This is a genomic window from Dickeya sp. NCPPB 3274 (assembly GCF_000406205.1).
Lineage (GTDB): Bacteria > Pseudomonadota > Gammaproteobacteria > Enterobacterales > Enterobacteriaceae > Dickeya > Dickeya fangzhongdai.
The window spans coordinates 1,754,478-1,778,810 of the sequence record NZ_CM001979.1 but is presented as its reverse complement, the minus strand read 5'-3'; the positions used below and the strand labels follow the sequence as shown (position 1 = coordinate 1,778,810).

Genomic DNA, 24,333 nt, shown 5'->3' with positions numbered 1-24,333 from the left:
AATAAATAAGGCGGAGAGAAGAAAATAATGAATGAGAAACAAATCAGCGTTGATGTTTTAAAAATGAGCTATCAAGCCACTCCTCCACCGAAAAGGATTTACGAATTAATTTCGCGTCATACGCCAGCGCAACGGACTGTTTGAGAATAGCGACAAAAGCGGGGTCCAGTTCCGGCGATAATAACTGTGATAATGGCGGCATACCGTCTAAATCTTCACGCAGCAATTTTTCCGGATAACCGGATTGCGCCGCCAGCAACTGAATATAATTATCCCGGTTGGCGGGCTGACTGGCCCACGCGGACGCTTCTTTCTGCACCTTGATAATACGTGTCAACAGATTCTGATTCTGGCGAGCGAAATCACCGGCGACCAGAATCAACCCGGTCAGTTGGCCCGCGCCCTGCAAATCGCGGGTTGATACCGCGATATCCGCCAGCCCTTTGTCACGCAACGCCAGCGCGTTGCTGCCGCCCCAGGTGGCGTCAATCTGGCCGGCGGCCAGCGCGGCGCTGGCGGCGGCGAAGTCCAGATTAATGATTTTCATATCTGATTCGCTCAGCCCGCGGGAGTGCAGCGCGGTGACGAACGACAGTTCCGCCGCGGTGCCGCGAAACAGCCCCACCCGCTTGCCTTTCAGGTCCTCCAACCGGCGGATCGGCGAGCCGCGGGACACCGCCAGATAGTGGTTGACCCCGCGCGCCGCCGCGCCAATCACCGTCGAATCCAGCCCGCGCGAACGGCCGATGATGCTGGCCAGATCGCCCAGATACGCCATGTCGATCTGATGATTGGCGAAGCCTTCGTTAATCACCGGTCCGGCGCCTTTGATAAACAACCAGCGCACGCTAATGCCGTCGCGGGCGAACTCCCGCTCCAGCAGTTTCTGGCTGTAAATCAGATCCACCAGCCCGCCGCCGCTCGGTTGAGAACCGGCGCCGATATCCGATACCGCAATGCGGATCTCGGTGGCGCCGGCCGCCTGCACGCCCGCGTGCCAGAACGTCGTTAAGGCCAGCAGGCCGGACAGTAACCAGTGTTTTCCCGTTTGCTTCATGTTTCCCCCAGCGTGAAAAGTCATCAGCGGACCCTGTTGTTGTGTTTGCTTCGGCAACATTTAAAGGGTGGGAAATAAACTGGCTAATATAAAAATGTCATTTGTATTTTTATGAATTAACTAAAACAGGAAATACCGGCGTTGCCCGCCTCATGCAGCAAACGCAAAAAAACTATACCGATGATGCATTAGCCTTTTTTTCCCGCCGACGATTAGGGTAAATGCCATCTGAGCGGGGAAATAAAATAAATAACGGCGGATGTCGCAGGAATACCATCAGGTCTAACCAATAAAAGACGGCATATTGATATAGAGATATGGCATTTGACATCAAAGGCAAATGATTAAAAATCGACAACGCCGTTATTTATTTTATGGTCCGGTATTTTTGCTAAAAGCCGCTCCAACAGGCGCTCAGCCACGCGGATATTCGCTGCACCAGCCTTATTGACGCGCAAAGCGCATTATTGGTGAGTAAAAAATACTACTGGCAAGTAAAAAACTATTGGCGAGTAAAACGCATCATCGGCGAGTAAAGCATACCGCCTGAACGGCCCAGACGGGTCAGGCTCTTATTCAGTTGAGGAGTAACGCCATCATGACTCATCCCCTGTACGCCGGGGCTGCCAGCGTCAACTGGCCGGATACATCGGGCAATAGCGCGGCCCCCCGGGCGGCCACCCGCGCTATTGCGCCGGTCTGGCCGAAGGCTTTGGCCGGGCGGCGTTCGGAAACGTGGCTCACTCTCACGCTGGCGCTGGCGTTGCACGCCGCGGTACTGGTGCCGCTGGCACTGCGTCCGTCGCCGACGCTGGTTCCGCCGCGCCCGCTGCCGGTAATCATTGAATTCGCCGCTGCGCCGGCTGAGGCGACGCCAACGACCGATAGCGCGCCGGTCGAACCGCCGCCCGCTGTCGAACCGCCAGTGGATGAACCGCCAGTGGATGAACAAGCGCTGACGCCGCCACCGCCTCCACAACCAACGCGCGCCACTGAAACCGCGGCGCGGAAGACGCCGAAACCGGTCAAACCTCTCGCTAAAAAACCGTCGCCGCCGCGTCAGTCGGCGACGCCTGCGCCGCAGAGCGCGCCCGTCAGTACCGCCACGGCGACCCCTGCCGCGGCACCGGCGGCGGCTGCAACGGTGACGCCGCCTTCCGCCAGCGCGGCGTATCTGCGCAACCCGCCGCCCGCTTACCCGGATGTGGCGATCAACCGCGGCTGGGAAGGCACGGTGCTGCTCAATGTCCAGGTACGACCGGACGGCAAGGTACAAACCATTCGTCTACAACGCTCCAGCGGTCACCCGGCGCTGGACGACGCCGCCCGCGAGGCGGTGCAGCACTGGTCGTTCGTACCGGCCCGCCGGGGCGATCAGCCGGAAAGCGGTTGGGTCGTGGTTCCTGTCGATTTCACCCTGAACTCATAGAGGCATTCATTATTATGACGCTCGAACACATCGCTCTGCTGTCCCCGGAAGGGGGCGTAATCCTGCTGTTGCTGTTTTTCTCGCTAGTCACCTGGTCCATCGGGCTGCTCAAGCTGACGCAGTACGCCCGCCAGCGGCGGCGTAATCAACAGTTCCGCCAGCTGTTCTGGCAACAGGAAAACATCGATACGGCGCTGCGCGACGTCGCCCAGCCCGGCGCGCTGGCGAATCTGGCGCGCGCCACGCAACTGACGCTGGAACGGGTGAAAGACCGCATTACGCCGATCGCGCATCTGCAGGACCGGGTCGAGCGGGCGTTGCAGCAGCAAATTCAGCGCGAGCGCCGCTCGCTGGAAACCGGCCTGGCGCTGCTGGCCAGCATCGGCACCACATCGCCGTTCATCGGCCTGTTCGGCACCGTGTGGGGCATCATGGCGGCCTTGCAGACGATCGGCCAGTCGGGTTCCGCCAGTCTGGATACCGTCGCCGGCCCCATCGGCAATGCGCTGATCGCAACAGGCATCGGTATCGCCGTCGCCGTGCCCGCCGTGCTGATCTACAACTATTTTCTGCGCCGGCTGAAACTGGAAGTGGCCGACATGGACGACTTTGCCCATGACATTTACAGCGTGGCGCAGGCGCAGGAATTCCGTCTCGCCCCGGAACAACCGGCCGCGCCTTATGCGGTGCAGACGATCCGGGAGGTGGTGTAATCATGGCGTTTGCTTCCCGCGATAATGACGAGGTGATGAGCGAAATGAACATCACCCCGCTGGTGGACGTGATGCTGGTGCTGCTGGTGGTGTTTATCGTCACCGCGCCGATGCTGACCAACAGCATCCCGATTCGTCTGCCTAAAACGGCGGCGGTGGCGCCGGCCGACTCGCCACGCCCGCTGGTGGTAAGCCTTGATGCGTCGCAGCAGTTGTTTATCGACCAGGAAGCCCTGCCCCGCGAGACGCTGACGGCGCGCCTGCAACAGGCCAAAGCCGCCAATCCGGAGCTGGTGGTGCAGGTGCAGGCGGAAGACGCCGCCAACTATGGCGCGGTGGCCGCGCTGCTGGCCGATCTGGAAAAAGCGGGCATCACCCGTTTGTCGCTGCTAACCCGCAAGTGACCACGGCGCGCCATATAATGCCGATGATGCCCAAACTCACGCTGAACCCGCCGCGACCGTGGCCCTCCGCCCGCCTGTCGGCGGCGTGCAGCGCACTGCTGATGCCGCTGCTGCTGGTGTGCGGCTGGTGGCTCGCCAGCCACTACGACTGGATGTCGGAACAAATTCTGCCTTCCCCCGCCACGGTGGCCGACAGCGCCCGCGACTTCATCCCGCAGGAACTGGCGCCTCAGTTGCGGGTTAGCCTTGCCCGGCTGGCGATCGGGCTGGCGGGCGGCATCGCGCTTGGCCTGACGCTCGGCGTGCTGTTCGGTCTTAGCCGCACGCTGGACCGGCTATGCATGCCGCTGTTCAACGTGCTGGCGCAAATTCCGACGCTGGCCTGGATCCCGCTGCTGATGCTGGCGCTGGGCATCGGCGAAGCGCTGAAACTGGTGGTGCTGATCAAGGCGGTGACGGTGCCGGTCACGCTTTGCGCCTGCGCCGGCATCCGTCAGACGCCGCAGACGCTCTACGAGCTGGCGCGCACGCTGCGCCTGCCCTGGCTGACCCGGCTGCGTCGGCTGATAATCCCCGCCATGCTGCCGTACGTGATGACCGGCACGCGGCTGGCGTTCTCGCAAGGCTGGGTATCGTTGATCGCGGTGGAATTGCTGGCGTCCAGCGAAGGGTTGGGTTACCTGATGGTGCAAAGCCGCCAGCTGTTTATGCTGGATCTGGTGTTCGTGTGCATTCTGGCGATCGGCGCTTTCGGTCTGGCGGGCGAGCAGGCGCTGCAACGACTGGAGCGACGCTGGATTTTCTGGCCCGCGCCGGTGCTGAGTCACGAAAGTCCGACGCCGCACGCCGCCTGGCACTCGCTGGCGGGCTGGCTCCTGCCCGCGCTACTGTGCCTGCTCTGGCAGCTTGTCACCTATCAGCGCTGGGTGCATGCCGCGTTTCTGCCCGCACCCGATGACGTCGTTACCGCCCTGCTGGCCGGGTTCGGCAGCGGAGAACTGACATCCGCGCTGAGCGCCAGCCTGTTCCGCACGCTGGCGGGGTTCGCGCTGGGGGCGGGTTTGGGTTGTCTGCTGGGTTGTCTGTTAGGCCGCAGCCGCGTTGCCGATCGCCTGTTGACGCCGCTGCTCTCCGCCCTGCGCAGCGTCGCGTTGTTTGCCTGGTTGCCGCTGCTCACCGCCTGGTTCGGGCTGGAAGAGAGCGCCAAAGTGGCATTCATCGCACTGGCGGCGTTTTTCCCCGCGCTGCTGGCAAGCTATCAGGGCCTTCGCCATCTGCCGCCGTCGCTGCTGGAAACCGTCCGCGTGCTGCGCCTCAGCGTGCGGCAGCGGCTACGGTGGTTGACGCTGCCCGCGATGCTGCCCGCACTGTTCTCCGGGCTGCGGTTGTCGCTGATGCACGCCTGGGTCGGCGCCATCGGCGCGGAATACTTCATTTCCTCCGGCAACGGACTTGGCAGCATGATGATCCGCGCCCAGCAACTGTTTCAGTCGGAACGGGTGATCGCCGGCGTGGTGCTGATAGCACTGGTCAGCACGCTGTTTTATCGGCTCATCACGCTGGCGGAACGGCACCTGACCGCCTGGCGCTTTCGCTGACGCCCGAAATCGCGCGTCCCGCATCGCCGTTATTTATCGCATAAACGCCGGGTCATCCGGAAAGCGGTTCGTCCAATCGTCGGCCGGATCGCCGGCGGCCTGACGATAATCATTACGGTAGGTTTATTGACGGAACAATTAATGTGAGAAAAAGTTAATGCCCGGTATCGCTGTGACAGGATTAAAAAGCATATATCCGTCATACTTCAAGTTGCAGGTGCGTTGTTCAACACGCCAGCGTCGTGTTGTCCTGCAACTCGAATTATTTTGGGTATAAACCGTATGGCGGTCGTCGTGCGGCGAACCTGGTGAGAAGCCTATCGGCGATGCCGCCCGGATGCCTGCTAACGCTATGATTCATTGTTATATTCTTTCCGTTGTTCTCCTATCCTGATCATCCCCTTATTTATCGTATCGTCACGCATGCCGATATCGCCGGGCGCGGGCCGGCGCCAATCACAAAAGGACACACTACCTCATATTCGTTTGCTTGCTCGTAACGAATTGTCAGAAATAGAATAGAAGGGAAACAGTGCTAAACAGGCTTTTTTCATACCTTTTATCTATAACGATGTATCATACCGGCTCTACGCATGACCCGCCGCTGCCAGAGCGCAGCAAAGGCCGCCAGCGACATAGCGCCAGGGGAAGGCTATAAACGGAAAGTGGATTGACGGCATGCATCTGAATTTGGCTTTATTTAAAAACGACAGCACCGGGTTAAACAGCCTGAATGTCTTTATGGTGACGCTGATAGGCTGCAACATCGGTGCGCACGCCCGGCTTTCCGAGCTTGGCCTGTCCGTATTCTGGCCGGTGAACATCATCATCGCCGCGCTGTTTTACCGTTGCCGGTATCTGAATACGCCCTGGTATTACGCCGTTTCCTACGCGGCGATGATCCTGCAGGACTCGCTGTTTTACGGCTGGGGACTGACCGCGTTTACCATCAATTCCGCCAATATCGCCTTTATCGTCGTCCTCACCCAGTTGCTCAACTGGCCCGGTTTCCTTGCCCGCCGGGAAACCGACATGATCAGTTCGCTGTATGTCTTCGTCGCCTGCATGATCGCGGCGCTGGCCTGCGGCATCGTCGGCGCGCTGGCGCAACAACCCTGGCCCCGTTTTCCGGCTGCGGTGTTTCGCAGCAACTTTCTCAACTGGTTCAGCGACCAGTTCTACACCGCGGTACTGTTCCTGCCGCTGCTGTTGACCCTGCGCAGCCAAATCCCGCTGCGTTTCCCGGCGCTGCGCCTGCCGGACGCGCTGCCGCTGTTGCTGTTGCTGCTGTCGATCTGCGTAGCCCCGTTGCTCGGCCCGGTCGCCATTCTGGCGTTTCCGTTACCGGCGCTGACCTGGTGCGCCATCGTCTATCCGCTGTGGCTGATTCGGTTGATCACCTTGTGTATCGGGTCCGCCGAACTGATTCTGACCGCGGAACATGTTTACGCGCTGTATGGCTCGCAGGATCCGCTGTTTATGCATCAGGTCACCATCGCCCGCATCGGCATCGCCGCCACCATTTTCAGCCCGCTGATGATGGCGACCAACGCCCGCACCATTCGCCAGTTGAACGCCCGCCTGCTGCAACAGGCCAGCCATGACTTTCTGACCGAAACCCTGTCGCGCTACGGTTTTACCGAAGCGCTGACGGCACAGGGCCAGAGCGTCAAATCGCTGCAGAGTTCGGTCAATATCATGCTGATCGACATCGACCATTTCAAAAACATCAACGACAGCTTCGGGCACGACTGCGGCGATGAGATCCTGCGTCAGGTGGCGACCGTGATAAAACAGACCATTCCCACGCCGGGGCTGGTCAGCCGCATCGGCGGAGAAGAGTTCGCCGTAGTCTGCTTCAATCACAGCCCGTCGGCGTTTTATCGGCTGGCCGATGGGCTGCGCCAGACCATCCAGCAGACCCCGTTTATGTTCAACCAGCAGCAGGTGCCGGTCACCGTCAGCATCGGCATCGCGCATGCGCCGACGCCGGGCAAATATCTGGTGGATACGGTGCATCAGTTATTTCCGCTGGCGGACAAAAACCTCTACACCGCCAAACGCGAGGGGCGCAACCGCACCATTCAGTAGCCGGTGGGCCCAGTAGCCGGTATGGGCCGGAATCAGCGCTGGAAAGACCTGATGACAATCACGGTTGACCATCACTGCTGACACAATCTGTCAGTGGCCGCGTGTACCTTTTCCGGGACTCAACCGAGAAGGAAACGCCATGTCATCCCTCGCCCCAATCGCGCCATGTCCCCCTGACCAGAACCCACCACGCCATTACTGGGTCGGCGTGGTTTGTGCCGAACACGTCCGGTACGCGCTCGACGGGGGTTACATCCAGGTCTGCCACGGCAAACTCAGCGCTCTGAAACGCGCAAAGCCCGGCGACGGGTTCGTCTATTACTCACCCAACCAGACTTTCAAAGGGAAGGAACGCCACCAGCATTTCACCGCCATCGGCATCATAAAACGCGGCGATCCCTACCGGTTCGATATGGGAGACGGCTTTGTGCCACATCGCCGCGACATCGACTGGGCGGGCGGCGTGGAAGCGCCCATCCGCCCGCTGCTGGACCGCCTTGATTTCACCGCCGGCCGGACGAACTGGGGCTACGCGTTGCGCTTTGGCCTGTTCTCCATCAGCGAGCATGACTTCCGCCTGATTGCCGAAGCCATGCAGGCGGACCGCTCCAGACTGTTCCCATGACCGGCAGCCTGCTGAAAGCCCGTCGCAATGATAGGCCTTAACGGTGAACGACGACGGAGGATAGGTAGCGTACGACCGGCACGCGTCTCACACGCCGCTACAGTTTCGTGCCAGAGCAGATGGCTCAACATCGCGTTCACATGCCGGGCGATATCGCCTTGCCGCCGAAAAGAACGCCCTCAATGCTTCACCCCGTTTTCTTCCGCAGGCACAATGACCGTCAACGCATGAAAATTTATCGAGATATCATGATGAAATACCGTTACTTACTGCTGTCCGCCCTACTTGTCGCCGTATCGGCGCAGGCCGAAACGCCGATTCCCCCGGCCGTCAAACAGTTCGAAAAGCAGGGGATTAAACTCATCAAACCCTTTTCCGCACCGGGCGGTTTGCAAGGCTGGCTGGGCGAATATCAAAAAATGGGCGTCACGATTTACCTGACGCCGGACGGCAAGCACGCTATTTCTGGCTATATGTACGACGAACAGGGCAACAACCTGAGCGAACAGCTGATTGAAAAAACGCTCTACCTGCCGGCGGGGCGGGAAATGTGGAAAAAACTGGAACGCGCGCCGTGGATTGCCGAAGGCAAAACGGACGCCCCGCGCACCATCGTGGTGTTCGCCGACCCGTTCTGCCCGTACTGCAAACAGTTCTGGGAAATGGCCAAACCCTGGGTGGAGTCCGGTAAAGTCCAGATACGCACCTTGCTGGTCGGCATTATCCGCCCGGACAGCGGCCGTTACGCCGCCGCCATCCTCAGCGCGAAAGACCCCGCCCAAGCCTGGCGCGACTTTGAGTTATCCAACGGGAAAACCGTGCCGCCGCTCCCGGAGTCCACACCGGCCGTGACGGTGAAAAAACTGCAATACAACCAGCAATTGCTCGACGAGCTGGGCGCCAACGCCACCCCGGCGATCTACTACATGAATGCCGACAACGCCTTGCAACAGGTCGTTGGTCTGCCCGATGAAAAGCAACTGGCCGATATGATGGGGAAATAAGCCACGCCCCGGCGCAGGCCGGGGTGCGCTGTCGTGTATTCGCCCGCTAGCAACGGAGCCAGCGGGCGAATACTACCATGTTGGTTCAGGGCAACGGCGGGGTCAGGGCAACGGAAAATCGGCGTGCGTCTGGCGGGTCAGCAGCGAGCGCAACGGCACGCTGCTTTTCATGATCGGCGACTTGATGACGATATAGCTGAAGTACTTGTCGATACCGACCTTACGGTCCAGCAGGCCTTCGATCACATCCTGATAGTGCTCGATGCTGCGGGTGATGAACCGCAGCAGGTAGTCATAGCCGCCGGTGATCAGGTGGCACTCCATCAGTTCATCCACGTCGCGGATGGCGTTCTCAAACCGGACAAACTCCTCGCGCCGGTGACCGGCCAGCGTCACCTCGGTGAAAACGGTCACCGAGTCGGTGATTTTGGTCAGGTTGATATGCGCTTCATACCCGGTGATGAAACCGGCGGCCTCCAGCCGTTTGACCCGTTGCAGGCAAGGGCTGGGAGACAGTCCTACCGCGTCCGCGAGGTTCACATTACTGATACGACCGTCTTTTTGTAGCTGCACCAGAATATTGATATCGATGCGGTCAAGTTTCATTAAGCCGTTCATAGCACCTCTTCTTGATCAAGGCGGCAGGATCACTGCGGCACGTGGTTGCAACCAAAGTGATATAACACGCTTCTGACAGGCGATCCAGACCATGCCGCCCTCGCCTTATCCCAGCCGACCGCTGGCGCGCGCCAGCGCGATATCAAAGATGTGCAGCGCCTCTTCCAGTTGGGAATCGCTGGTCACCAACGGCGCCAGAAAACGGATGGTGTTGCGATGCAACCCGCACTTGATCAGCAGCAGCCCTTCCTGACAGGCGAAATCCAGAATTTTCTGGGCCAGTTGCGCATCCGGCTGACGGGTTTCCGGGTCCACCATTTCGGCCGCCAGCATAAAGCCGACGCCGCGCACCTCGCCGATACAGGCATATTTTTCCGCCAGTTGGTCGAGCCGGGCGCGCAGTTGCTGTCCCAGTTGGTTGGCGCGCGCCAGCAGATGCCCCTCTTCCATCAAGTCCAGCACCGCCAGCGCCGCCGCGCAGGCCAGCGCGTTGCCGCCATAGGTGCCGCCCAGCCCGCCCGGCAACGGCGCGTCCATGATGTCGGCGCGGCCAATCACGCCGGAAATCGGCAGCCCACCGCCCAAACTTTTCGCCACCGTCACCAGATCCGGCACGATACCGCTGTGTTCGAATCCGAACAGTTTGCCGGTGCGGCCAAAGCCGCTCTGAATTTCGTCGCAGATCAGCACAATGCCGTGACGGCGGGTGATGTCGCGCAGCGCCTGCATAAAACTGGCCGGCGCAGGCAGGAAACCGCCGTCGCCCTGCACCGGCTCGATGATGATCGCCGCCACCCGCTCCGGCTGGATCTGAACGGCAAACAGCGTGTCGAGCGCCGCCAGACACTGCTGTTCGCTGATATCGTAAAAGGCGTTCGGGTAAGGAATGCGATAGATATCGCCGGGAAACGGCCCGAAATTCTGTTTATAGGGCTGACTCATGCCGGTCAGCGTCACGCCCAGTAATGTGCGGCCGTGAAAGGCGCCGTCAAAGGCGATGATGCCGCTGCGCCCGGTGTGGGCGCGGGCGATTTTCACCGCGTTTTCCACCGCTTCCGCTCCGCTGGTGAAAAACACGCTCTTGCAAGGCTCGTCGCCGATCATCAATTGATTCAGCCGCCGCGCCAGCTCGATGTAGCCTGGGTAGGACGCCACCTGAAAACAGGCGTGCGTCACCTGTTGCAGTTGCTGCTGAATGGCCGCCACCACCGCCGGATGATTATGGCCGACGTTCAGCACCCCGATGCCACCGACGAAATCCAGATAACGGTTGCCTTCCACATCCCACACTTCCGTCCCCTTGCCTTTGGCGATCACCACCGGATGCGCGTTGACCACGCCGCGCGCCACCTGAGTTTCGCGGGTATCCAGAAACAGTGAGTTGTCTGCCAGTTCCTGTTGCTCAGCGATAAAATTCTGCATTGCGCCACCTCTCTTCTATGAAAATAACCGGGCTTATGAAAATAACCGGGCCGATGAAATAACGGTTTCGATGAAAAAGAACGGTCCTGATGGAAAAAACAGGCTTCAGTATGGCAATAAGCCGCCGCTGCCAGCTGCCGTAATCACTACGGCAACAGCATTTACTGTCGAATTCAGACGATTGGCGTGAAGGAAATACCGACCGGTCACGCGCCGGTCGGAACACCGCGTATCGCGGTCAACCTGATGATGAGGTTCCGCCGCCGCGCGGGCCTGCCGCCTGACGCGCCACCTGACTCAACCAGCGCACGCCGTAAGGAATCAGCGCATCGTTGAAGTCATACTGCGGGTGGTGCAGCGGATAGCTGTCGCCGGCTCCCAGCCAGGCATAGGCTCCCGGCCGCGCCTGTAGCATGAAGGCGAAATCTTCCGAAGTCAGCGCCGGCTGCGGCGCCAGCGACGCCGACAGTCCGGCGGCCTGCGCCGCCTCCAGCGCCAGATGCGCTTGCGCTTCGCCGTTGATCGTCGCCGGGTAATAGCGCAGGTAGGTGACCTCCGCCTGCAGGCCGTGAGCGGCGGTGACATGGTGCGCCACCTCGCGCAACCGCTGCTCCAGCCGGTCCTGCACCGCCGGGTTAAAGGTGCGCACGGTGCCGGTAACCGTGGCTTGCGCCGGAATCATGTTGTGCGAGCTGCCACCCTGAATGCGGGTAACGGACAGCAATCCGCTTTCCACCGGCGCAATCGCCCGCGACACCAACGTATTGAGTTGCACCACCATCTCGCTGGTCGCCAGCAGCGTATCCGGCGTCAGGTGCGGCTGGGCGGCATGTCCGCCGCCGCCGAATACCCGAATGTCGAAGCGGTCCGCCGCCGCCATGATCGGGCCGGGTCGGGTTTGTACGGTACCGAGCGGCAAGCCGGGCCAGTTGTGCAGCGCAAATACCTGCTCGCAGGGAAAACGGTCAAACAGCCCGGCGTTCACCATCTCGCGCGCGCCGCCCAGCCCCTCTTCGGCCGGCTGGAAGATGAAACAGACGGTGCCGTCCACATCGCGCTGCCTCGCCAGTTGCCGCGCCGCTCCCAGCAGCATGGCGGTGTGGCCGTCATGCCCGCAGGCATGGTGCGCGCCGCTGTGCTGGCTGCTCCATGGCTGCCCGCTCTGCTCGTCCATCGGCAACGCGTCCATGTCGGCGCGCAGCCCGACCCAACGATCGCTGTTTCGACCGTGCAGCACGCCCACTACGCCGGTGCCGCCGATGCCGGTATGCACCTCCAGCCCACAGCCGGCGAGAAAATCCGCCACCCGTTCGGCGGTACGATGCTCCTGAAACCCTAACTCCGGGTGCGTGTGCAGATCGCGGCGCAACGCCACCAGCTCGTTATCCGTCATGTTTAATACCCTCGTTGACGGTCGATCACGCCGACCATCGGCTCGCCCCGCTCAAAACGGGCGATGTTGTCCATGAGCGCGCTGACTGCGCTGTCCGCCTGGGTCTGGCTGGCGATATGCGGCGTCAGCCACAGCGCCGGGTGCGACCAGAACGGATGCGTCGGCGGCAACGGCTCCGGATCGGTAACATCCACCACCGCGCCCCGCAGGCGACCGCTATCCAGCGCCGCCAGTAAATCCTCGTGGTCCAACTGCGCGCCGCGCCCGACCTGCACCAGCGCCGCACCCGCCGGCAGTTGGTCGAATAGCGACGCGTTGAGCATGCCGTGGGTGGTGGGCGTCAGCGGCAGCAGGCACACCAGAATGTCGGCGTCGGCCAGAAACGCCGCCCGCTGCGCGTCGCCGGCAAAACACGCCACGCCCGGCAAGGATTTGGGCGTGCGGCTCCAGCCGCGACAGGCGAAGCCGAGCGTTTGCAACTGCGTTATCACCGCCTGCCCGAGCTCGCCCAGCCCCATCACGCCGACGCGGCGTTGCGAGGCCGGCACCAGCGGATGTCCCTGCCAGCGTTGCTCGCGCTGCTGTTGCAGATACAACGGCATGTCGCGGTGCAGCCCCAGCACGGCAAAGGTGACGTACTCCACCATGCCGTTGACGATGCCCGGCTCCACCATCCGCGCCACCGGCAACGACGGCGGCAGCGCCGCATAGTCGAATTGGTCGGCGCCGGCGCCCACGGAAAACAATACCTTGAGATTGGGCAGGCTGGCGATCAGGTCCGCCGACGCCTCCCACGCCACCAGATAGTCCACCGCCGCCGGGTCCGGCACCGCGGGCCACTGCCAGAAACGAGCCTGCGGATAACGGCGGGCGATGATTTCCGCCCACTGCCGCCCACGCTCCGCCATCGACTTATACAGAATGTTCATTACGCCATCGCCTGCGTCATCAGCGCCCAGGCGCGCATTCCGTCCGCCTCCGGCTGCCACGACGCGCCCCGGATCATGGTGACCGGCGCGTCCACCTGTTGCAGCCCGCAGTCGGCCAGCCAGCTTCCCAGCCCGAGCGCGGCATCGCTGTCGATACGCACAAATTCGCCGCTGACCTCGGCCATCAACGCGCCGATCAACCAGCGGGCGTTATCCGCGCTGTCGGCAATCACCGGGCCGATGGCATAACCGCGGCCAAAACGGCGCCGCGCGGCAAAACCGGCGGTACGGCCGTGCTGCTCCAGCACCCACACCGGCTCCGACTGACGCAGCAGCCAGGCGATCAGCGCCGGACGCGACAGCCCGTGCGCCTGCTGGTCCAACGCCGTCAGGTATGGCGCATCCGCCAGCACGGCGGCCCGCAGCCGTTGCCCATCATGCAATGCGGGCGCGGCGAACGCCGGCAACTGCGGGCACTGGTACTGATGAATTTCCCCTACCGGTGCAAATCCCAGCCGGGCATACAGCCCCTGCCCGGCGACCGTGGCGTGCAGCCGCACCTGATAGCCGTCAAGACCGGCCAACAGCCCTTCCATTAGCATCCGGCCGATGCCGCGCCCCTGCTGCTGCCCGTCCACCACCACCAAACCGATGGTGGCCCAGCGGTCGCCCCAGCGCCAGCACAGCGCGGTGCCCACCGGCTGCCCCTGATCTTCCGCCATCAGCCCTTCGCCCAGTTGCAGCGCGTCCTGCCAGTCTTCAAGCCGATGCGGCCAGTTCATCTGTTGAGTCAGCGACCAGCCGTAGTCGGCATCCGCCGCCGTCATGGCGCGTAACGTTATCGTCATATCATGTCCTCACATCATACCCGGCGCCTTCAGCCCGGAACCGTCCACCAGTCGGGCATAGCGGTACGGCGTCGGGTCCACTACCGGCGTTTCGCCGGTCACCAGATCCGCCGCCAGCCGCCCGGCGCCCGGTCCAATGCCGAAACCGTGGCCGCTGTACCCGGCGGACAGCACCAGCCCCGGCAGACTCTCTACCGGCGAAATCACCGGAATGGCATCCGGCGTGCTGTCGATCATGCCGCCCCACGCCTGCACGGCGCGGATCTTGACCAGCGCCGGGTATTCGCGCCGCATCGCCGCCAGCCCTTCATTCACCATCGCCATGTCCGGCGCCGGGTCGAGAATGCGGGTTTTCTCAAACGGCGAAATGCCGTCGAATGACCAACTTGCCCGCGCTTCCGGCCCGCACAGGAACGGTTTGATGCCCGGCCGGAACGACAGGTTTTTACGCCGGGCGCGGAAAGTGGGATAAAACTGACGGGCGTAGCGCAGGCTCTGGAAGCCCGGTTCCAGCCGGCCGCGACCGGACACCGACACCGTATAGCTGCCGTCCTGTTGCGGGCGGCAGGCAAACGCTGAGGTATAGAACGGCAGGCCGATCGCCTGTTCGATCGGCGCGGTGCGAAACGCGGTGCCAATCACGTTGCCCAGCGGCAGTTCGATGCCGTGACGACGGCAGAACAGTGAACTCCAGACGCCGCCGGCGCAAATTACCGTTGAGGTTTTCACCCGCCCGCGCTCGGTCCACACACCGCTGACCCGCCCGCCGCTGATGTCCAGCCCGCGTACCGCGCATTGCTGGATCACGCTGGCGCCGAGGCGCTGGGCGGCGATCGCCAGCCCGGCGCAGGCCAGCGCCGGCTCGGCATGACCGTCGGTGGGCGACGACACCCCGCCCAGCCACGCCGTGGTGCTGCCCGGCGTCATCGCTTTGGCCTGCTCGGCATTCAGGATATCGCTGCGCACGCCGTAGGCTTTCGCCATCTTGCCCCAGTTGTCCCAGGCGTCGATTTCCGTCTGATCCTGCGTGGTGTACAGCAGGCCGGAGCGGCGGAACCCCAGATCTTCGCCGGTTTCCTGTTGCAGTTCCTCCCAACGGCGCAGCGCGTAGATAATCAGCGGCAATTCGCGCTCGTCGCGGTTCTGCTGCCGACACCATCCCCAGTTGCGGCTGGATTGCTCGCCGCCAACCAATCCTTTTTCCAGCAGCAACACGCTGACGCCTTTTTTCGCCAGCTCATACGCTGCCGCCGCGCCGGCAATTCCGGCGCCAATCACCACCACGTCCGCCTGATCCGGCAACTGGCTGCTGTCCTGAACATATCTGATGGGTGCAGGCATGTTGTTCCTCTGTAATCCCCTGAGAATAGAAAATACGTCTTTGACGCCATGTTCGTTCCGCCCGCAAGAAGCCGGTCGGCTCCCTGGCGATGCCCTGTCTATTCGGCCTTTAACATTATTCGACCTTTAACACCTCGGCCGGTAAGGACTCATGCTCTTCCAGCCAGCCCTGCCGCAATTCCGGCACCGCCCGTTTGAGGCGCTCATAATAGAGTTCCGACGACGGCTTATCGTAATCGGCGCGGACCACCTGCGTCACTTTATGTCCATCTTTCATCACGATAATTTCATCGCATACCGCCCGCACCGCGTGCAGGTCATGGCTGATGAAGATCACCGTCAGCCCCAGTTCCCGGCGCAGTTCGGTGATCAAATCCAGCACTGCGCTCGCCACCACCGTATCCAGCGCCGAGGTCACCTCATCGCACAGGATCAGATCCGGCTCCGCCGCCAGCGCCCGCGCCAGATTGACGCGCTGTTTCTGCCCGCCGGACAGCGCCGACGGTTTACGCTGCAGCACCTGCTGCGGCAACCGTACCAGGTCGAGCAGTTGCGTCAGCCGCCGATGGAGCGCCGCGCCGCGCAGACCGTGAAACAGCGTCAACGGCCGGCTGAGAATGGCGGCGACGCTGTGCGCCGGATTGAGCGCAGTGTCCGCCATCTGGAATACATACTGGATGCGCCGCAGTTCGTCCTGCGAGCGCCCCGCCATACGGTTGGCGATATAATGGCCGTTGAACAGAATATGTCCGTGACTGCATGGGTTCAGCCCGGCCAACGCATGCGCCAGCGTGGTTTTGCCTGAACCGGACTCGCCGATGATGCCCAACGCCTGACCCCGGTACAACCGAAAATCGAAATCGGCCAGAATCGGCTGACGCGGCAAGCCCTGCGCCGTTAATCCGCCGTAACCGGCGTGCAGATTGCGCACCTCCAGCAGCGGCTGAACCTCCGCCGCCGGCAGCCGCCAGACGCTGTCCCGATGCGGCGGTTGCGCCGCCGCCAGCAGTTCGCGGGTGTAGTCAGCCTGCGGCGTTTGCAGCAACCGGGCGGTGGGACCGTATTCGGCGATGCGGCCGTGCCGCAGCACCAGAATCGTATCCGCCATTTGCGCCACCACCGCCAGATCGTGGCTGACGTAAATGGCGGTCATACCGCGCTGGCGCACCACCCGCCGGAATACCTTCAGCACCTCGACCTGCGTAGTAGCGTCCAGCGCGGTGGTCGGCTCGTCGAGGATCACCACCTCCGGGTCGCTCATCAACGCCATCGCGGTCATCAGCCGCTGCAACTGCCCGCCGGAAACCTGATGCGGATAACGCTCGCCAATGCTGTCCGGCTGCGGCAACGCCAAATCGCGAAACAGCACCCGCGCTTTGTCCTGTGCGGCTTTGCGCGACATCAACCCATGCAGCAGCACCGGTTCGATCACCTGATCCATCAGCCGCATCGCCGGATTAAACGCCGCCGCCGCGCTCTGGGCGATGTAGGCCACCCGGTTGCCGCGAAACCGGCACAGTTGCGACGGCGTCAGCGTGCGTACGTCGGTGCCGGCGACGTGGATGGTGCCGCCGGCGATACGACAGCCGCGGCGGGCATAGCCCATCAGCGCCAGCGCGATGGTGGTTTTGCCGGAACCGGATTCGCCAATCAACGCCAGCACTTCCCCTTTCTGCACGGTAAAGCGCACGTCTTCCACCAACGTCACCGTCTGGCCGTCATCGGCCTGCGCCACGATGTGGAGATGTTCGACCGCCACCAGCGGCCGCGCGGTATGCGGCATCACGTTCATACCTCCCTCCGAACCTGCGCCAGCGACCGTTGCGTCTGCAGGCTGTCGATAAACAGATTGGCGCCGATGGTCAGGCTGGCGATAGCCAGTGCCGGCACCAGCACCGCCGGCGCGCCGTCAAACAACCCCTGCAAATTTTCTCGCACCAGCGTTCCCCAGTCGGCGTACGGCGGTTGTACCCCCAGACCGAGAAAACTCAACCCGCTCAACAGCAGAACGATGTAGACGAAGCGCAGCCCGAAATCGGTCAGCATCGGGTGCAGCATGTTGGGCAGAATATCGTGCAGCGCGATGTACCAGCGGCTTTCGCCGCGCAGCCGGGCCGCCTGTACGTAGTCCATGCCGCGCAGCGTGCTGGCCATCGCGTAGGCGATACGGTAAGCGCCGGGCCAGTAGGTCACCACCGCGGTGACCAGCAGCATCGGCAACGAGGAGCCGAACACCGCCACCATCATCAGCGCCAGAATTTTGCCGGGCATGATCAATAGCGCGTCGTTGAGGCGGCCGATCGCCTCTTCCAGCCAGCGCCCGGCCAGCGCGGCGATCAACGCCAGCAACGTGCCCACCAGGCTGGACAGCAGCGCGGCGGTCAGCGCCAGCCCTAAGGTGTAACGGGCGCCGTACAGGATGCGGCTGAGCATGTCGCGCCCCAGATAGTCGGTGCCCAGCCAGAATTCGCGGCTGAGGCCGCCGAACAGCTCGCCGCTGCCGATGTCGTCGAGGCTGTGCGGCGCCAGCGTGTTGCCGAGCAGCGCCATCGCCAGCCAGAACAGGGTGATCAGCAGCCCCAGACGACCGGACGGCGACAGCGACAACATAACGTGCCAGGGAAGAAGGAACGCTTTCATCAGCCCCTCCATTTCGGGTTAAACGCAATGGTAATGATGTCGGCCACCAGCAACAGCGACAGGTAGCAGACGGAGAAGAACATGACGCAAATCTGCACCACCGGCAGATCACGGTTGCTGACCGCGTCCACCATCTGGCTCGCCAGCCCCGGATAGCTGAAGATGGTTTCGATGATCAGCACCCCGCCGAATAGATACGACAGGCTCAGCGAAATGGCGTTGGCGATCGGTCCGACCGCGTTGGGCAGCGCGTGGCGCAAAATGGCGCGCAGCGGCGGCACGCCCTTGAGCAACGTCATTTCCAGATACGGGCTATCGAGCTGATTGATGATGGCGGCGCGGGTCATGCGCGCCATCTGCGCCACCAGCACGCAGCACAGCGTGATCACCGGCAGCGCGTAGGTGCGCAGGAAACCGGCCAGATCCTGATTCGGCGAGCCGAGCGACATCGCCGGTACCCAGTGCAGTTTCACCGCGAACACCAGCACCGCCACCGTCGCCACCAGAAATTCCGGCACCGCCACCACCGACATGGTGCCGACCACCAACGCCCGGTCCAGCCACGCCCCGCGGTTCATGGCCGCGACAATACCGATCACCAACGCCAGCGGCACCGATACCAGCGTGGTCACCGCCGCCAGTTCGAAGGTGGCGGGAATCCGTTGGGCAACCAGTTGGGTGACCGGAACATTGCTGGCGAACGAGGTGCCGAAATCGCCCCGCAGCATGCCGGTCAGCCAGTCGAGGTAACGCACCAGCAGCGGCTGGTCCAGCCCCAACTGGCGACGTAGCGCCGCCACCGTTTCCGGCGTGGCGGACTGGCCGAGAATCATCTGGGCGGCGTCGCCCGGCAGCAGGCTGGTGATGAAAAACACCAGCGCGGAAATGAGCAGCATCATCAGCATTCCCGCGCCGCAACGCCGCGCGATCAGTGTCAGCATGTTCCGGTTCATGGCGATTCCTCCGCTATCAGGCCGACAGCCAGGCGAACTCGTGGAAGCGATAGCCCATCAGCAGCCCCGACGGCCAGGGTTCGATCCCCTTCACTTTCTTGCTGTAGCCGTCCATCGAACTGATGAACAGCGGGATCAGCGTGCTGTTGTGGTCGTAAATCAGTTGCTGCATGTCGCCGTACATCTGTTTGCGCTTAGCGACGTCGCGCTCGCTGCGGGCGACGGTCACGAGCTGGTCGAACTGGTCGTTTTTCCAGCCTGACTCGTTCCAGGGCGCGTCGGAGCGGTAGAACTGGGAGAACAGCATGTCCAGCGTCGGGCGCGGGTTGATGGAGCCGTAACCGATCGGGTCCTTCATCCAGTGGGACGACCAGTAGCCGTCGTACGGCACGCGCCGTACCTGCAGGTCCATGCCGACGCTCTTGCCGATCTGCTGCAACAGTTGGCCGCCTTCCACCGCGCCCTCAATGTTCGGCGTAGTGATGATCTCGGCCTTCATTCCGGCCAGACCGGCTTTTTTCAGGTGGAAGCGCGCTTTGTCCAGGTCATAGGGCCGCTGCGGCAGGTCCTTGTTGTAGAACGGATGCCACGGCGGCACCGGCACGTCGTTGGCGATATCGCCGTAGCCCTGCATCACGGTTTTCAGCAGCATCTCGCGCGGCTGCATGTACTTCATCGCCAGCACGAAATCCGGGTTGCTGCCGGGCGTGCGATCGGCGCGAATAATCAGGTTGCTGTACATGCCGGATTTGCTTTCCAGAATGCCGAACTGGCTGCTCTCGCCCAGCCGTTTGACGTCGCGGGCGCCGATGGTCGCCACCACGTGCAGGTCGCCGGACAGCAACGCATTGACGCGCGCCGCCTGATCGGTCACCCCCAGCAGTTCCACTTCATCCAGATGCGGCAGCCCCGGTTTCCAGTAATTCGGGTTGCGCACGCCCACCGAACGCACGCCCGGCGAGAACTCCTTGCAAATATAGGGGCCGGTGCCGACGGCTTTGGTGAAGTCTTTAGCGCCGTCCTGCAGGATCAGGAACGCGCTGGTGGCCAGAATGGACGGCAGATCGAAGTTCGGCTGCGCCAGCACAATCTTCACCTGCGACGGACTGACCGCGGTGATCGATTGCATCGGTTCCGCCAGCTTAATCGCGACCGAACCGACCGCCGGGTCTTTATGGCGGCTCAGCGAGTACACCACGTCCTGTGCGCTCAACGCCTTGCCGTCGTGGAACGTTACGCCGGGGCGCAGCGTGAGCAGCCAGTTGGCGCCGTCGGTGGTTTCCAGCGATTCGGCCAGCGCCGGCTGCGGGATCATGTGTTTATCCAGCTCGGTGAGGCCGCTGTAGAACATGAACTGGCGGGTATAATCGCCGTTATTGCTGCCTTTGGCCGGGTCGAGGGTATCGGTCGCCGAGGCGTTGGACACCGCTGCCCGCAGTTTGCCGCCGTTGACCGGTTTATCGTCCGCCAGGCTCAGTTCCGGAAAGCCCAACAGGCCGGAACTCATCACCACGCCCGCCGACAGCAGGCGAATCACGCCGCGCCGGGTTAACGATACCTCCCTGATGGCCTGCGACAGAGGGGAACGCGGGGTCTTACCGTCTTTTTCATATTTACTCATCTGCACACCCTCAAAAATTGCGTTATCGCGAGATTTTCGTCATCACGACATTCAGGAAACACGTTCAGGAAAACCGATCCCTGGCCTGGTAATACAGTCCCGCCAGCGGCAGAAACCACGGCTTGCCAAAGTAGCCGGGAATCGCGGGCCAGTCGGTCCGCTGCCACGGGTTGTCGCGCTCCCGTCCGGCCGCCAATCCGGCCATCAGGTCGCCCATCCATACCGACATCTGGGTGCCGTGTCCGCTGTAGCCCAGCGCGTAGAACACGCCGTCCCGCACCCCGGCACGCGGCAGCCGGTCAGCGGTCATGTCCACCTGCCCGCCCCAGCAGTAATCGATACGCACATCGCGCAGCGGCGGAAACAGCGCGGTCATCGCCGCTTTCAGGATGTCGCCGCTGTGGCGATCGACGGTCGGGTTGCTCATGGCAAAGCGCGCGCGACCGCCGAAGACCAGCCGCCCGTCGGCGGTGGTGCGAAAATAGTTGCCGATATTGAGCGAGGTGACATAAGTGCGCAGCGTCGGGAACAGGCTGGCGCGCAGCGCCGGGTCGAGCGGTTCGGTCACCACCACAAAACTGCCCACCGGGATGATGCGGCGGCGAAACCAGCGAAACGGCCCGCGCTCGCAGCAACCGGTCGCCATCAGCACCCGGTCGGCATCGATCGCGCCGCGAGCGGTGATCACCTTGTGGCGATGCTCGTCGACTCTCACCAGTCCGGTAACCGGCGTCTGCTCAATAATGCGCGCGCCGTAACGCACCGCCGCCTGCGCCAGCCCGACGCCGAACTTGCCCATGTGCATCTGTCCGCCCCGGTGCTGGATCAACCCGCCGTGAAAGGCGTCGCTGCCAATCTCGCGGCGAATCTCGTCCGCGCCGATCAGTTCCACATCCGGGTCCACTGTGGCGCGCATCAGCTCGCAGGCGGCGCGCAGCGACGGGAAATGCGATGGTTTGCTGGCCAGTTTCAGCTTGCCGCAGCGCAGGAAATCACAGTCGATCTGTTCGTCCGCCACCAGTTGCTGCACGTAATCCACCGCATCGGCGTAAGCGCGGTAGTAACGGCTGGCCTGTTCCAGCCCTACCGACGCCGCCAGCGACGAAAAATTCTGCGCCACGCCGGTATTACAGTGCCCGCCGTTGCGCCCGGAGGCCTGGCTCAGGATCTGAGACGCCTCCAGCACCACCACCCGCAGGCCGTCGCGCGCCAGCCGACGCGCCGCCGACAGGCCGGTAAATCCGCCGCCGATCACCACCACATCGGCGTGCGACGGCAACCCACCGCGATCCACGCCGTCAAACGCCGGTGCGGTTGCCTGCCAGAAAGAATCCAGTTTCATCACCGCCTCCATCCGGGCGTTACAGCCCGACCACCGCCGCCAGCCCGCCGATATCGGCGATTTCGGTATAGCCGTAATACGGCGTGGACGGCTCATGCCCGCGCGCCACGAACACCTTGTGGGTGATGCCCATGTCGTGGGCGGTCATCAGGTCGTAACGCAGGCTGGAGGAGACATGCAGAATCTCGTCCGGGCCGCAGCCCAGTTGGTCGAGCATGTATTCGAACGCGCGCATCTGCGGTTTGTAAGCGCCGGCCTGTTCGGCGGTGAACACCCGGTGGATCGGCGCGCCCAGCCGCGGCACGTGATGGGTGATGAGATCGTTCATCGAGTTGGTCAGCAGCACCAGCGGGAACTCGGCCGCCACCTTGCTGAGCCCGGCCGCTACGTCCGGATGCGGTCCCCAGGTGGCGACGGCGGTATAGATGGCGTCGCAGTCGCGATCGTCGCAGTACACGCCCCATTTGGCGCAGGTCCGGCGGATGGCGTTGCCGACCACCTGCGGGTAGGGTTTCCAGGCGCCCAGCACCTCATCCAGCCGGTAGGCGGAGAAAGTGCGGATAAATGCGGGCATAGCGGTCTCGCTGACCCGATCGGCAAACGTGGCGCGCGCCGCGCCGGCCATGTCGAAGTTGATCAGCGTGCCGTAACAGTCGAAGGTGATGTATTTCGGTTTAAACACAGCCATTTGCTACCTCAAACAGTGAACATAACGGAGGCGGTTATTGCCCCGGAATCGGACGTTTTTAAAAATCGAATGTCGTTAAAAATCGAATGCCGTCAAAAGTCGATCAGCACGCTCTTGTAGCGGTGACAGCTTTCAAACGCCTGCCGCCCCAGATCCTTGCCGATCCCCGAGCCCTGAAAGCCGCCGGTGGGAATAATGAAGTCGCCGGAGCGACCGTAGCGGTTGATCCACACCGTCCCGGCGGCGATGCCGCGCATGGCGCGCAGCGCGCGTTCGATGTTCAGGGTGTGTACCCCGGCGCACAGGCCGTAGGTCGGGTGCGCCGCCAGCGCCAGCCCTTCGTCTTCATCGTCGAAATACTGCACCGTCAGCACCGGCCCGAAGATTTCTTCACGCACCGCCGGGTTGTCGGCTTTCACGCCGGCAATCAGCGTCGGTTGCCAGAAATAACCATCGCCGGTGTCGGCGAAGCGTTCGCCGCCGACCAGAATCTCCCCGCCCGCCGTCTGCGCCGCCGCCACCAGACTCGCGACTTTGTGCGACTGCCGTTCGTCAATCAGCGGCGAATAGCGGCTCTCTTCCTGCCAGGTGACGCCTGGACGAATCGCGCGGCAGCCGTCGATCAGCTGCGACACCAGCGCATCGGCGATGCCGCGCTGTACAATCAACCGGGTACCGGCCACGCATGCCTGCCCGCCGTTAGCGGTGAATCCGCGCAGGATGCGGGCGGCCACCGTCGCCGGATCGCCCGCGTCGTCAAACACCAGTTGCGGACTTTTGCCGCCCAGTTCGAGGGTCACCGGCTTCATGCCGTGAAACGCGGCGTCGCTCATGATGCGCGCCCCGGTCTGCGTAGAGCCGGTGAACGACACCTTGCGCACCAGCGGATGCGCCACCAGTGCCGCGCCGGTCACCGCGCCGGTGCCTTGTACGATGTTGAGTACGCCGGGCGGCAAACCGGCTTCCAGCGCCAGTTCAGCCATGCGCACGGTAGACAGCGGCGTCAGCTCCGACGGTTTCAGCACCACGGCGTTGCCGGCCGCCAGCGCCGGGCCGCACTTCCAGGACGCCATCGACAGCGGGAAATTCCACGGCGTGATCGCGGCGATCACGCCGTAAGGCTCCGGCACCAGCAGGCCAAGGCTGGATTCGCGGGTCGGCAGCACGTCGCCGCCAAACTTGTCGGCGCATTCGGCATAGAAGCGGATCGCTTCGGCGGTAAAGGGGATTTCGTGCTGACGCACATCGCTAATCGGCCGGGTGGAGCCGAGCGCTTCCAGTTGCCCGAGGTAGTCGGCATCGGCGTCGATCAGCGAAGCCCAGCGGCGCAGCACCGCGCCGCGCTGGCGCGGTGGACAGGTGCGCCAGCCGCTTTGTACCGACGCCTGCTCCGCCCGCGTTACCGCCTCGTCCACCAGATCGGCGTCAGCCTCAGACAGCTCGGCGTAAGGCTTACCGTCGGACGGCCGCTTAACGGTCAGCGCCTGCCCTTGCGCACGACGATGCTGACCATCAATAAAATGCCCCAACGGCAGCCGGACATTATCGGGATTAAAACTCAACATAATCTGACCTTATATTTTCCGCAGGGAACTCGCGGCCGAAAATAGCGTCAAC

21 protein-coding genes are annotated in these 24,333 nt (G+C 62.7%); 7 read left to right on the top strand and 14 right to left on the bottom strand.

Annotation, left to right across the window (positions count from 1 at the left end; all coding sequences use genetic code 11):
• Positions 1-43: 43 nt before the first annotated feature.
• Positions 44-1,057 carry an ABC transporter substrate-binding protein gene (locus tag DXX3274_RS08470; RefSeq protein ID WP_042859419.1) on the bottom strand — a complete coding sequence of 338 codons (1,014 nt, stop codon included), beginning with the start codon at positions 1,055-1,057 and terminating at the stop codon, positions 44-46.
• Positions 1,058-1,655: 598 nt separating this feature from the next.
• Here DXX3274_RS08470 and DXX3274_RS08465 point away from each other — a divergent pair.
• The 7 genes from DXX3274_RS08465 to dsbG all read left to right on the top strand — a co-directional run bounded on the left by DXX3274_RS08465 (position 1,656) and on the right by dsbG (position 8,921).
• Positions 1,656-2,486 carry an energy transducer TonB gene (locus DXX3274_RS08465; RefSeq protein ID WP_042859418.1) on the top strand — a complete coding sequence of 277 codons (831 nt, stop codon included), beginning with the start codon at positions 1,656-1,658 and terminating at the stop codon, positions 2,484-2,486.
• A gap of 14 nt (positions 2,487-2,500) precedes the next feature.
• Complete coding sequence (locus DXX3274_RS08460) at positions 2,501-3,199, top strand: MotA/TolQ/ExbB proton channel family protein (RefSeq protein WP_042859417.1); 699 nt, start codon at positions 2,501-2,503, stop codon at positions 3,197-3,199.
• A 2-nt stretch (positions 3,200-3,201) separates the two neighbouring features.
• Entirely contained in the window at positions 3,202-3,603 is a 402-nt protein-coding gene (locus DXX3274_RS08455) for a biopolymer transporter ExbD (protein ID WP_042859416.1), read from the top strand.
• Between the two features lie 23 nt (positions 3,604-3,626).
• A complete protein-coding gene (locus DXX3274_RS08450) occupies positions 3,627-5,201 on the top strand; it encodes an ABC transporter permease (RefSeq protein WP_050569945.1) in 1,575 nt (524 codons plus the stop codon).
• A 678-nt stretch (positions 5,202-5,879) separates the two neighbouring features.
• On the top strand, positions 5,880-7,292 hold the full coding sequence (locus DXX3274_RS08445; RefSeq protein WP_042859415.1) for a GGDEF domain-containing protein: 1,413 nt from the start codon (positions 5,880-5,882) through the stop codon (positions 7,290-7,292).
• 139 nt (positions 7,293-7,431) lie between these two features.
• Positions 7,432-7,917, top strand: coding sequence for an EVE domain-containing protein (locus DXX3274_RS08440; RefSeq protein ID WP_050569839.1), 486 nt, complete (start codon positions 7,432-7,434; stop codon positions 7,915-7,917).
• A 251-nt stretch (positions 7,918-8,168) separates the two neighbouring features.
• Positions 8,169-8,921: a thiol:disulfide interchange protein DsbG gene (gene dsbG, locus DXX3274_RS08435; RefSeq protein WP_042861977.1), complete on the top strand. Its 753-nt coding sequence runs from the start codon at positions 8,169-8,171 to the stop codon at positions 8,919-8,921.
• Positions 8,922-9,023: 102 nt separating this feature from the next.
• Here dsbG and DXX3274_RS08430 read toward each other — a convergent pair whose 3' ends face one another.
• From DXX3274_RS08430 to DXX3274_RS08370, 13 genes are all read right to left on the bottom strand, one after another.
• Entirely contained in the window at positions 9,024-9,539 is a 516-nt protein-coding gene (locus DXX3274_RS08430) for an Lrp/AsnC family transcriptional regulator (protein WP_042859413.1), read from the bottom strand.
• A gap of 105 nt (positions 9,540-9,644) precedes the next feature.
• The gene (gene gabT / locus DXX3274_RS08425; protein ID WP_042859412.1) at positions 9,645-10,961 is read right to left on the bottom strand and encodes a 4-aminobutyrate--2-oxoglutarate transaminase; all 1,317 of its coding nucleotides are present in this window, start codon (positions 10,959-10,961) and stop codon (positions 9,645-9,647) included.
• Positions 10,962-11,199: 238 nt separating this feature from the next.
• Positions 11,200-12,354, bottom strand: a complete 1,155-nt coding sequence (locus tag DXX3274_RS08420) for a M20 aminoacylase family protein (RefSeq protein ID WP_042859411.1) — start codon at positions 12,352-12,354, stop codon at positions 11,200-11,202.
• Positions 12,355-12,356: 2 nt separating this feature from the next.
• On the bottom strand, positions 12,357-13,283 hold the full coding sequence (locus DXX3274_RS08415) for a glyoxylate/hydroxypyruvate reductase A (protein WP_042859410.1): 927 nt from the start codon (positions 13,281-13,283) through the stop codon (positions 12,357-12,359).
• Positions 13,283-14,131: a GNAT family N-acetyltransferase gene (locus tag DXX3274_RS08410; RefSeq protein WP_042859409.1), complete on the bottom strand. Its 849-nt coding sequence runs from the start codon at positions 14,129-14,131 to the stop codon at positions 13,283-13,285. The genes DXX3274_RS08415 and DXX3274_RS08410 overlap by 1 nt, the downstream gene beginning before the upstream one ends.
• 9 nt (positions 14,132-14,140) lie before the next feature.
• A complete protein-coding gene (locus DXX3274_RS08405; RefSeq protein ID WP_042859408.1) occupies positions 14,141-15,472 on the bottom strand; it encodes an FAD-binding oxidoreductase in 1,332 nt (443 codons plus the stop codon).
• A gap of 115 nt (positions 15,473-15,587) precedes the next feature.
• A complete protein-coding gene (locus DXX3274_RS08400) occupies positions 15,588-17,264 on the bottom strand; it encodes an ABC transporter ATP-binding protein (RefSeq protein ID WP_042859406.1) in 1,677 nt (558 codons plus the stop codon).
• A complete protein-coding gene (locus DXX3274_RS08395; RefSeq protein WP_042859404.1) occupies positions 17,261-18,112 on the bottom strand; it encodes an ABC transporter permease in 852 nt (283 codons plus the stop codon). The genes DXX3274_RS08400 and DXX3274_RS08395 overlap by 4 nt, the downstream gene beginning before the upstream one ends.
• A complete protein-coding gene (locus DXX3274_RS08390; RefSeq protein WP_042859403.1) occupies positions 18,112-19,065 on the bottom strand; it encodes an ABC transporter permease in 954 nt (317 codons plus the stop codon). Before DXX3274_RS08390 ends, DXX3274_RS08395 begins: the two co-directional genes overlap by 1 nt.
• A 16-nt stretch (positions 19,066-19,081) precedes the next feature.
• Positions 19,082-20,686 carry an ABC transporter substrate-binding protein gene (locus tag DXX3274_RS08385; protein ID WP_042859402.1) on the bottom strand — a complete coding sequence of 535 codons (1,605 nt, stop codon included), beginning with the start codon at positions 20,684-20,686 and terminating at the stop codon, positions 19,082-19,084.
• Between the two features lie 64 nt (positions 20,687-20,750).
• Positions 20,751-22,028 carry an FAD-binding oxidoreductase gene (locus DXX3274_RS08380; RefSeq protein WP_042859401.1) on the bottom strand — a complete coding sequence of 426 codons (1,278 nt, stop codon included), beginning with the start codon at positions 22,026-22,028 and terminating at the stop codon, positions 20,751-20,753.
• Between the two features lie 19 nt (positions 22,029-22,047).
• Positions 22,048-22,716, bottom strand: a complete 669-nt coding sequence (locus DXX3274_RS08375) for a haloacid dehalogenase type II (protein WP_042859400.1) — start codon at positions 22,714-22,716, stop codon at positions 22,048-22,050.
• A 92-nt stretch (positions 22,717-22,808) separates the two neighbouring features.
• Complete coding sequence (locus tag DXX3274_RS08370) at positions 22,809-24,281, bottom strand: aldehyde dehydrogenase (RefSeq protein ID WP_042859399.1); 1,473 nt, start codon at positions 24,279-24,281, stop codon at positions 22,809-22,811.
• Positions 24,282-24,333 lie beyond the last annotated feature (52 nt).

Bases quoted from the DNA above. Each gene is read 5' to 3' on its own strand.
- DXX3274_RS08470 (WP_042859419.1), bottom strand. From the start codon at position 1,057: ATGAAGCAAACGGGAAAACACTGGTTACTGTCCGGCCTGCTGGCCTTA.
- DXX3274_RS08465 (WP_042859418.1), top strand. From the start codon at position 1,656: ATGACTCATCCCCTGTACGCCGGGGCTGCCAGCGTCAACTGGCCGGAT.
- DXX3274_RS08460 (WP_042859417.1), top strand. From the start codon at position 2,501: ATGACGCTCGAACACATCGCTCTGCTGTCCCCGGAAGGGGGCGTAATC.
- DXX3274_RS08455 (WP_042859416.1), top strand. From the start codon at position 3,202: ATGGCGTTTGCTTCCCGCGATAATGACGAGGTGATGAGCGAAATGAAC.
- DXX3274_RS08450 (WP_050569945.1), top strand. From the start codon at position 3,627: ATGATGCCCAAACTCACGCTGAACCCGCCGCGACCGTGGCCCTCCGCC.
- DXX3274_RS08445 (WP_042859415.1), top strand. From the start codon at position 5,880: ATGCATCTGAATTTGGCTTTATTTAAAAACGACAGCACCGGGTTAAAC.
- DXX3274_RS08440 (WP_050569839.1), top strand. From the start codon at position 7,432: ATGTCATCCCTCGCCCCAATCGCGCCATGTCCCCCTGACCAGAACCCA.
- dsbG (WP_042861977.1), top strand. From the start codon at position 8,169: ATGAAATACCGTTACTTACTGCTGTCCGCCCTACTTGTCGCCGTATCG.
- DXX3274_RS08430 (WP_042859413.1), bottom strand. From the start codon at position 9,539: ATGAACGGCTTAATGAAACTTGACCGCATCGATATCAATATTCTGGTG.
- gabT (WP_042859412.1), bottom strand. From the start codon at position 10,961: ATGCAGAATTTTATCGCTGAGCAACAGGAACTGGCAGACAACTCACTG.
- DXX3274_RS08420 (WP_042859411.1), bottom strand. From the start codon at position 12,354: ATGACGGATAACGAGCTGGTGGCGTTGCGCCGCGATCTGCACACGCAC.
- DXX3274_RS08415 (WP_042859410.1), bottom strand. From the start codon at position 13,283: ATGAACATTCTGTATAAGTCGATGGCGGAGCGTGGGCGGCAGTGGGCG.
- DXX3274_RS08410 (WP_042859409.1), bottom strand. From the start codon at position 14,131: ATGACGATAACGTTACGCGCCATGACGGCGGCGGATGCCGACTACGGC.
- DXX3274_RS08405 (WP_042859408.1), bottom strand. From the start codon at position 15,472: ATGCCTGCACCCATCAGATATGTTCAGGACAGCAGCCAGTTGCCGGAT.
- DXX3274_RS08400 (WP_042859406.1), bottom strand. From the start codon at position 17,264: ATGAACGTGATGCCGCATACCGCGCGGCCGCTGGTGGCGGTCGAACAT.
- DXX3274_RS08395 (WP_042859404.1), bottom strand. From the start codon at position 18,112: ATGAAAGCGTTCCTTCTTCCCTGGCACGTTATGTTGTCGCTGTCGCCG.
- DXX3274_RS08390 (WP_042859403.1), bottom strand. From the start codon at position 19,065: ATGAACCGGAACATGCTGACACTGATCGCGCGGCGTTGCGGCGCGGGA.
- DXX3274_RS08385 (WP_042859402.1), bottom strand. From the start codon at position 20,686: ATGAGTAAATATGAAAAAGACGGTAAGACCCCGCGTTCCCCTCTGTCG.
- DXX3274_RS08380 (WP_042859401.1), bottom strand. From the start codon at position 22,028: ATGAAACTGGATTCTTTCTGGCAGGCAACCGCACCGGCGTTTGACGGC.
- DXX3274_RS08375 (WP_042859400.1), bottom strand. From the start codon at position 22,716: ATGGCTGTGTTTAAACCGAAATACATCACCTTCGACTGTTACGGCACG.
- DXX3274_RS08370 (WP_042859399.1), bottom strand. From the start codon at position 24,281: ATGTTGAGTTTTAATCCCGATAATGTCCGGCTGCCGTTGGGGCATTTT.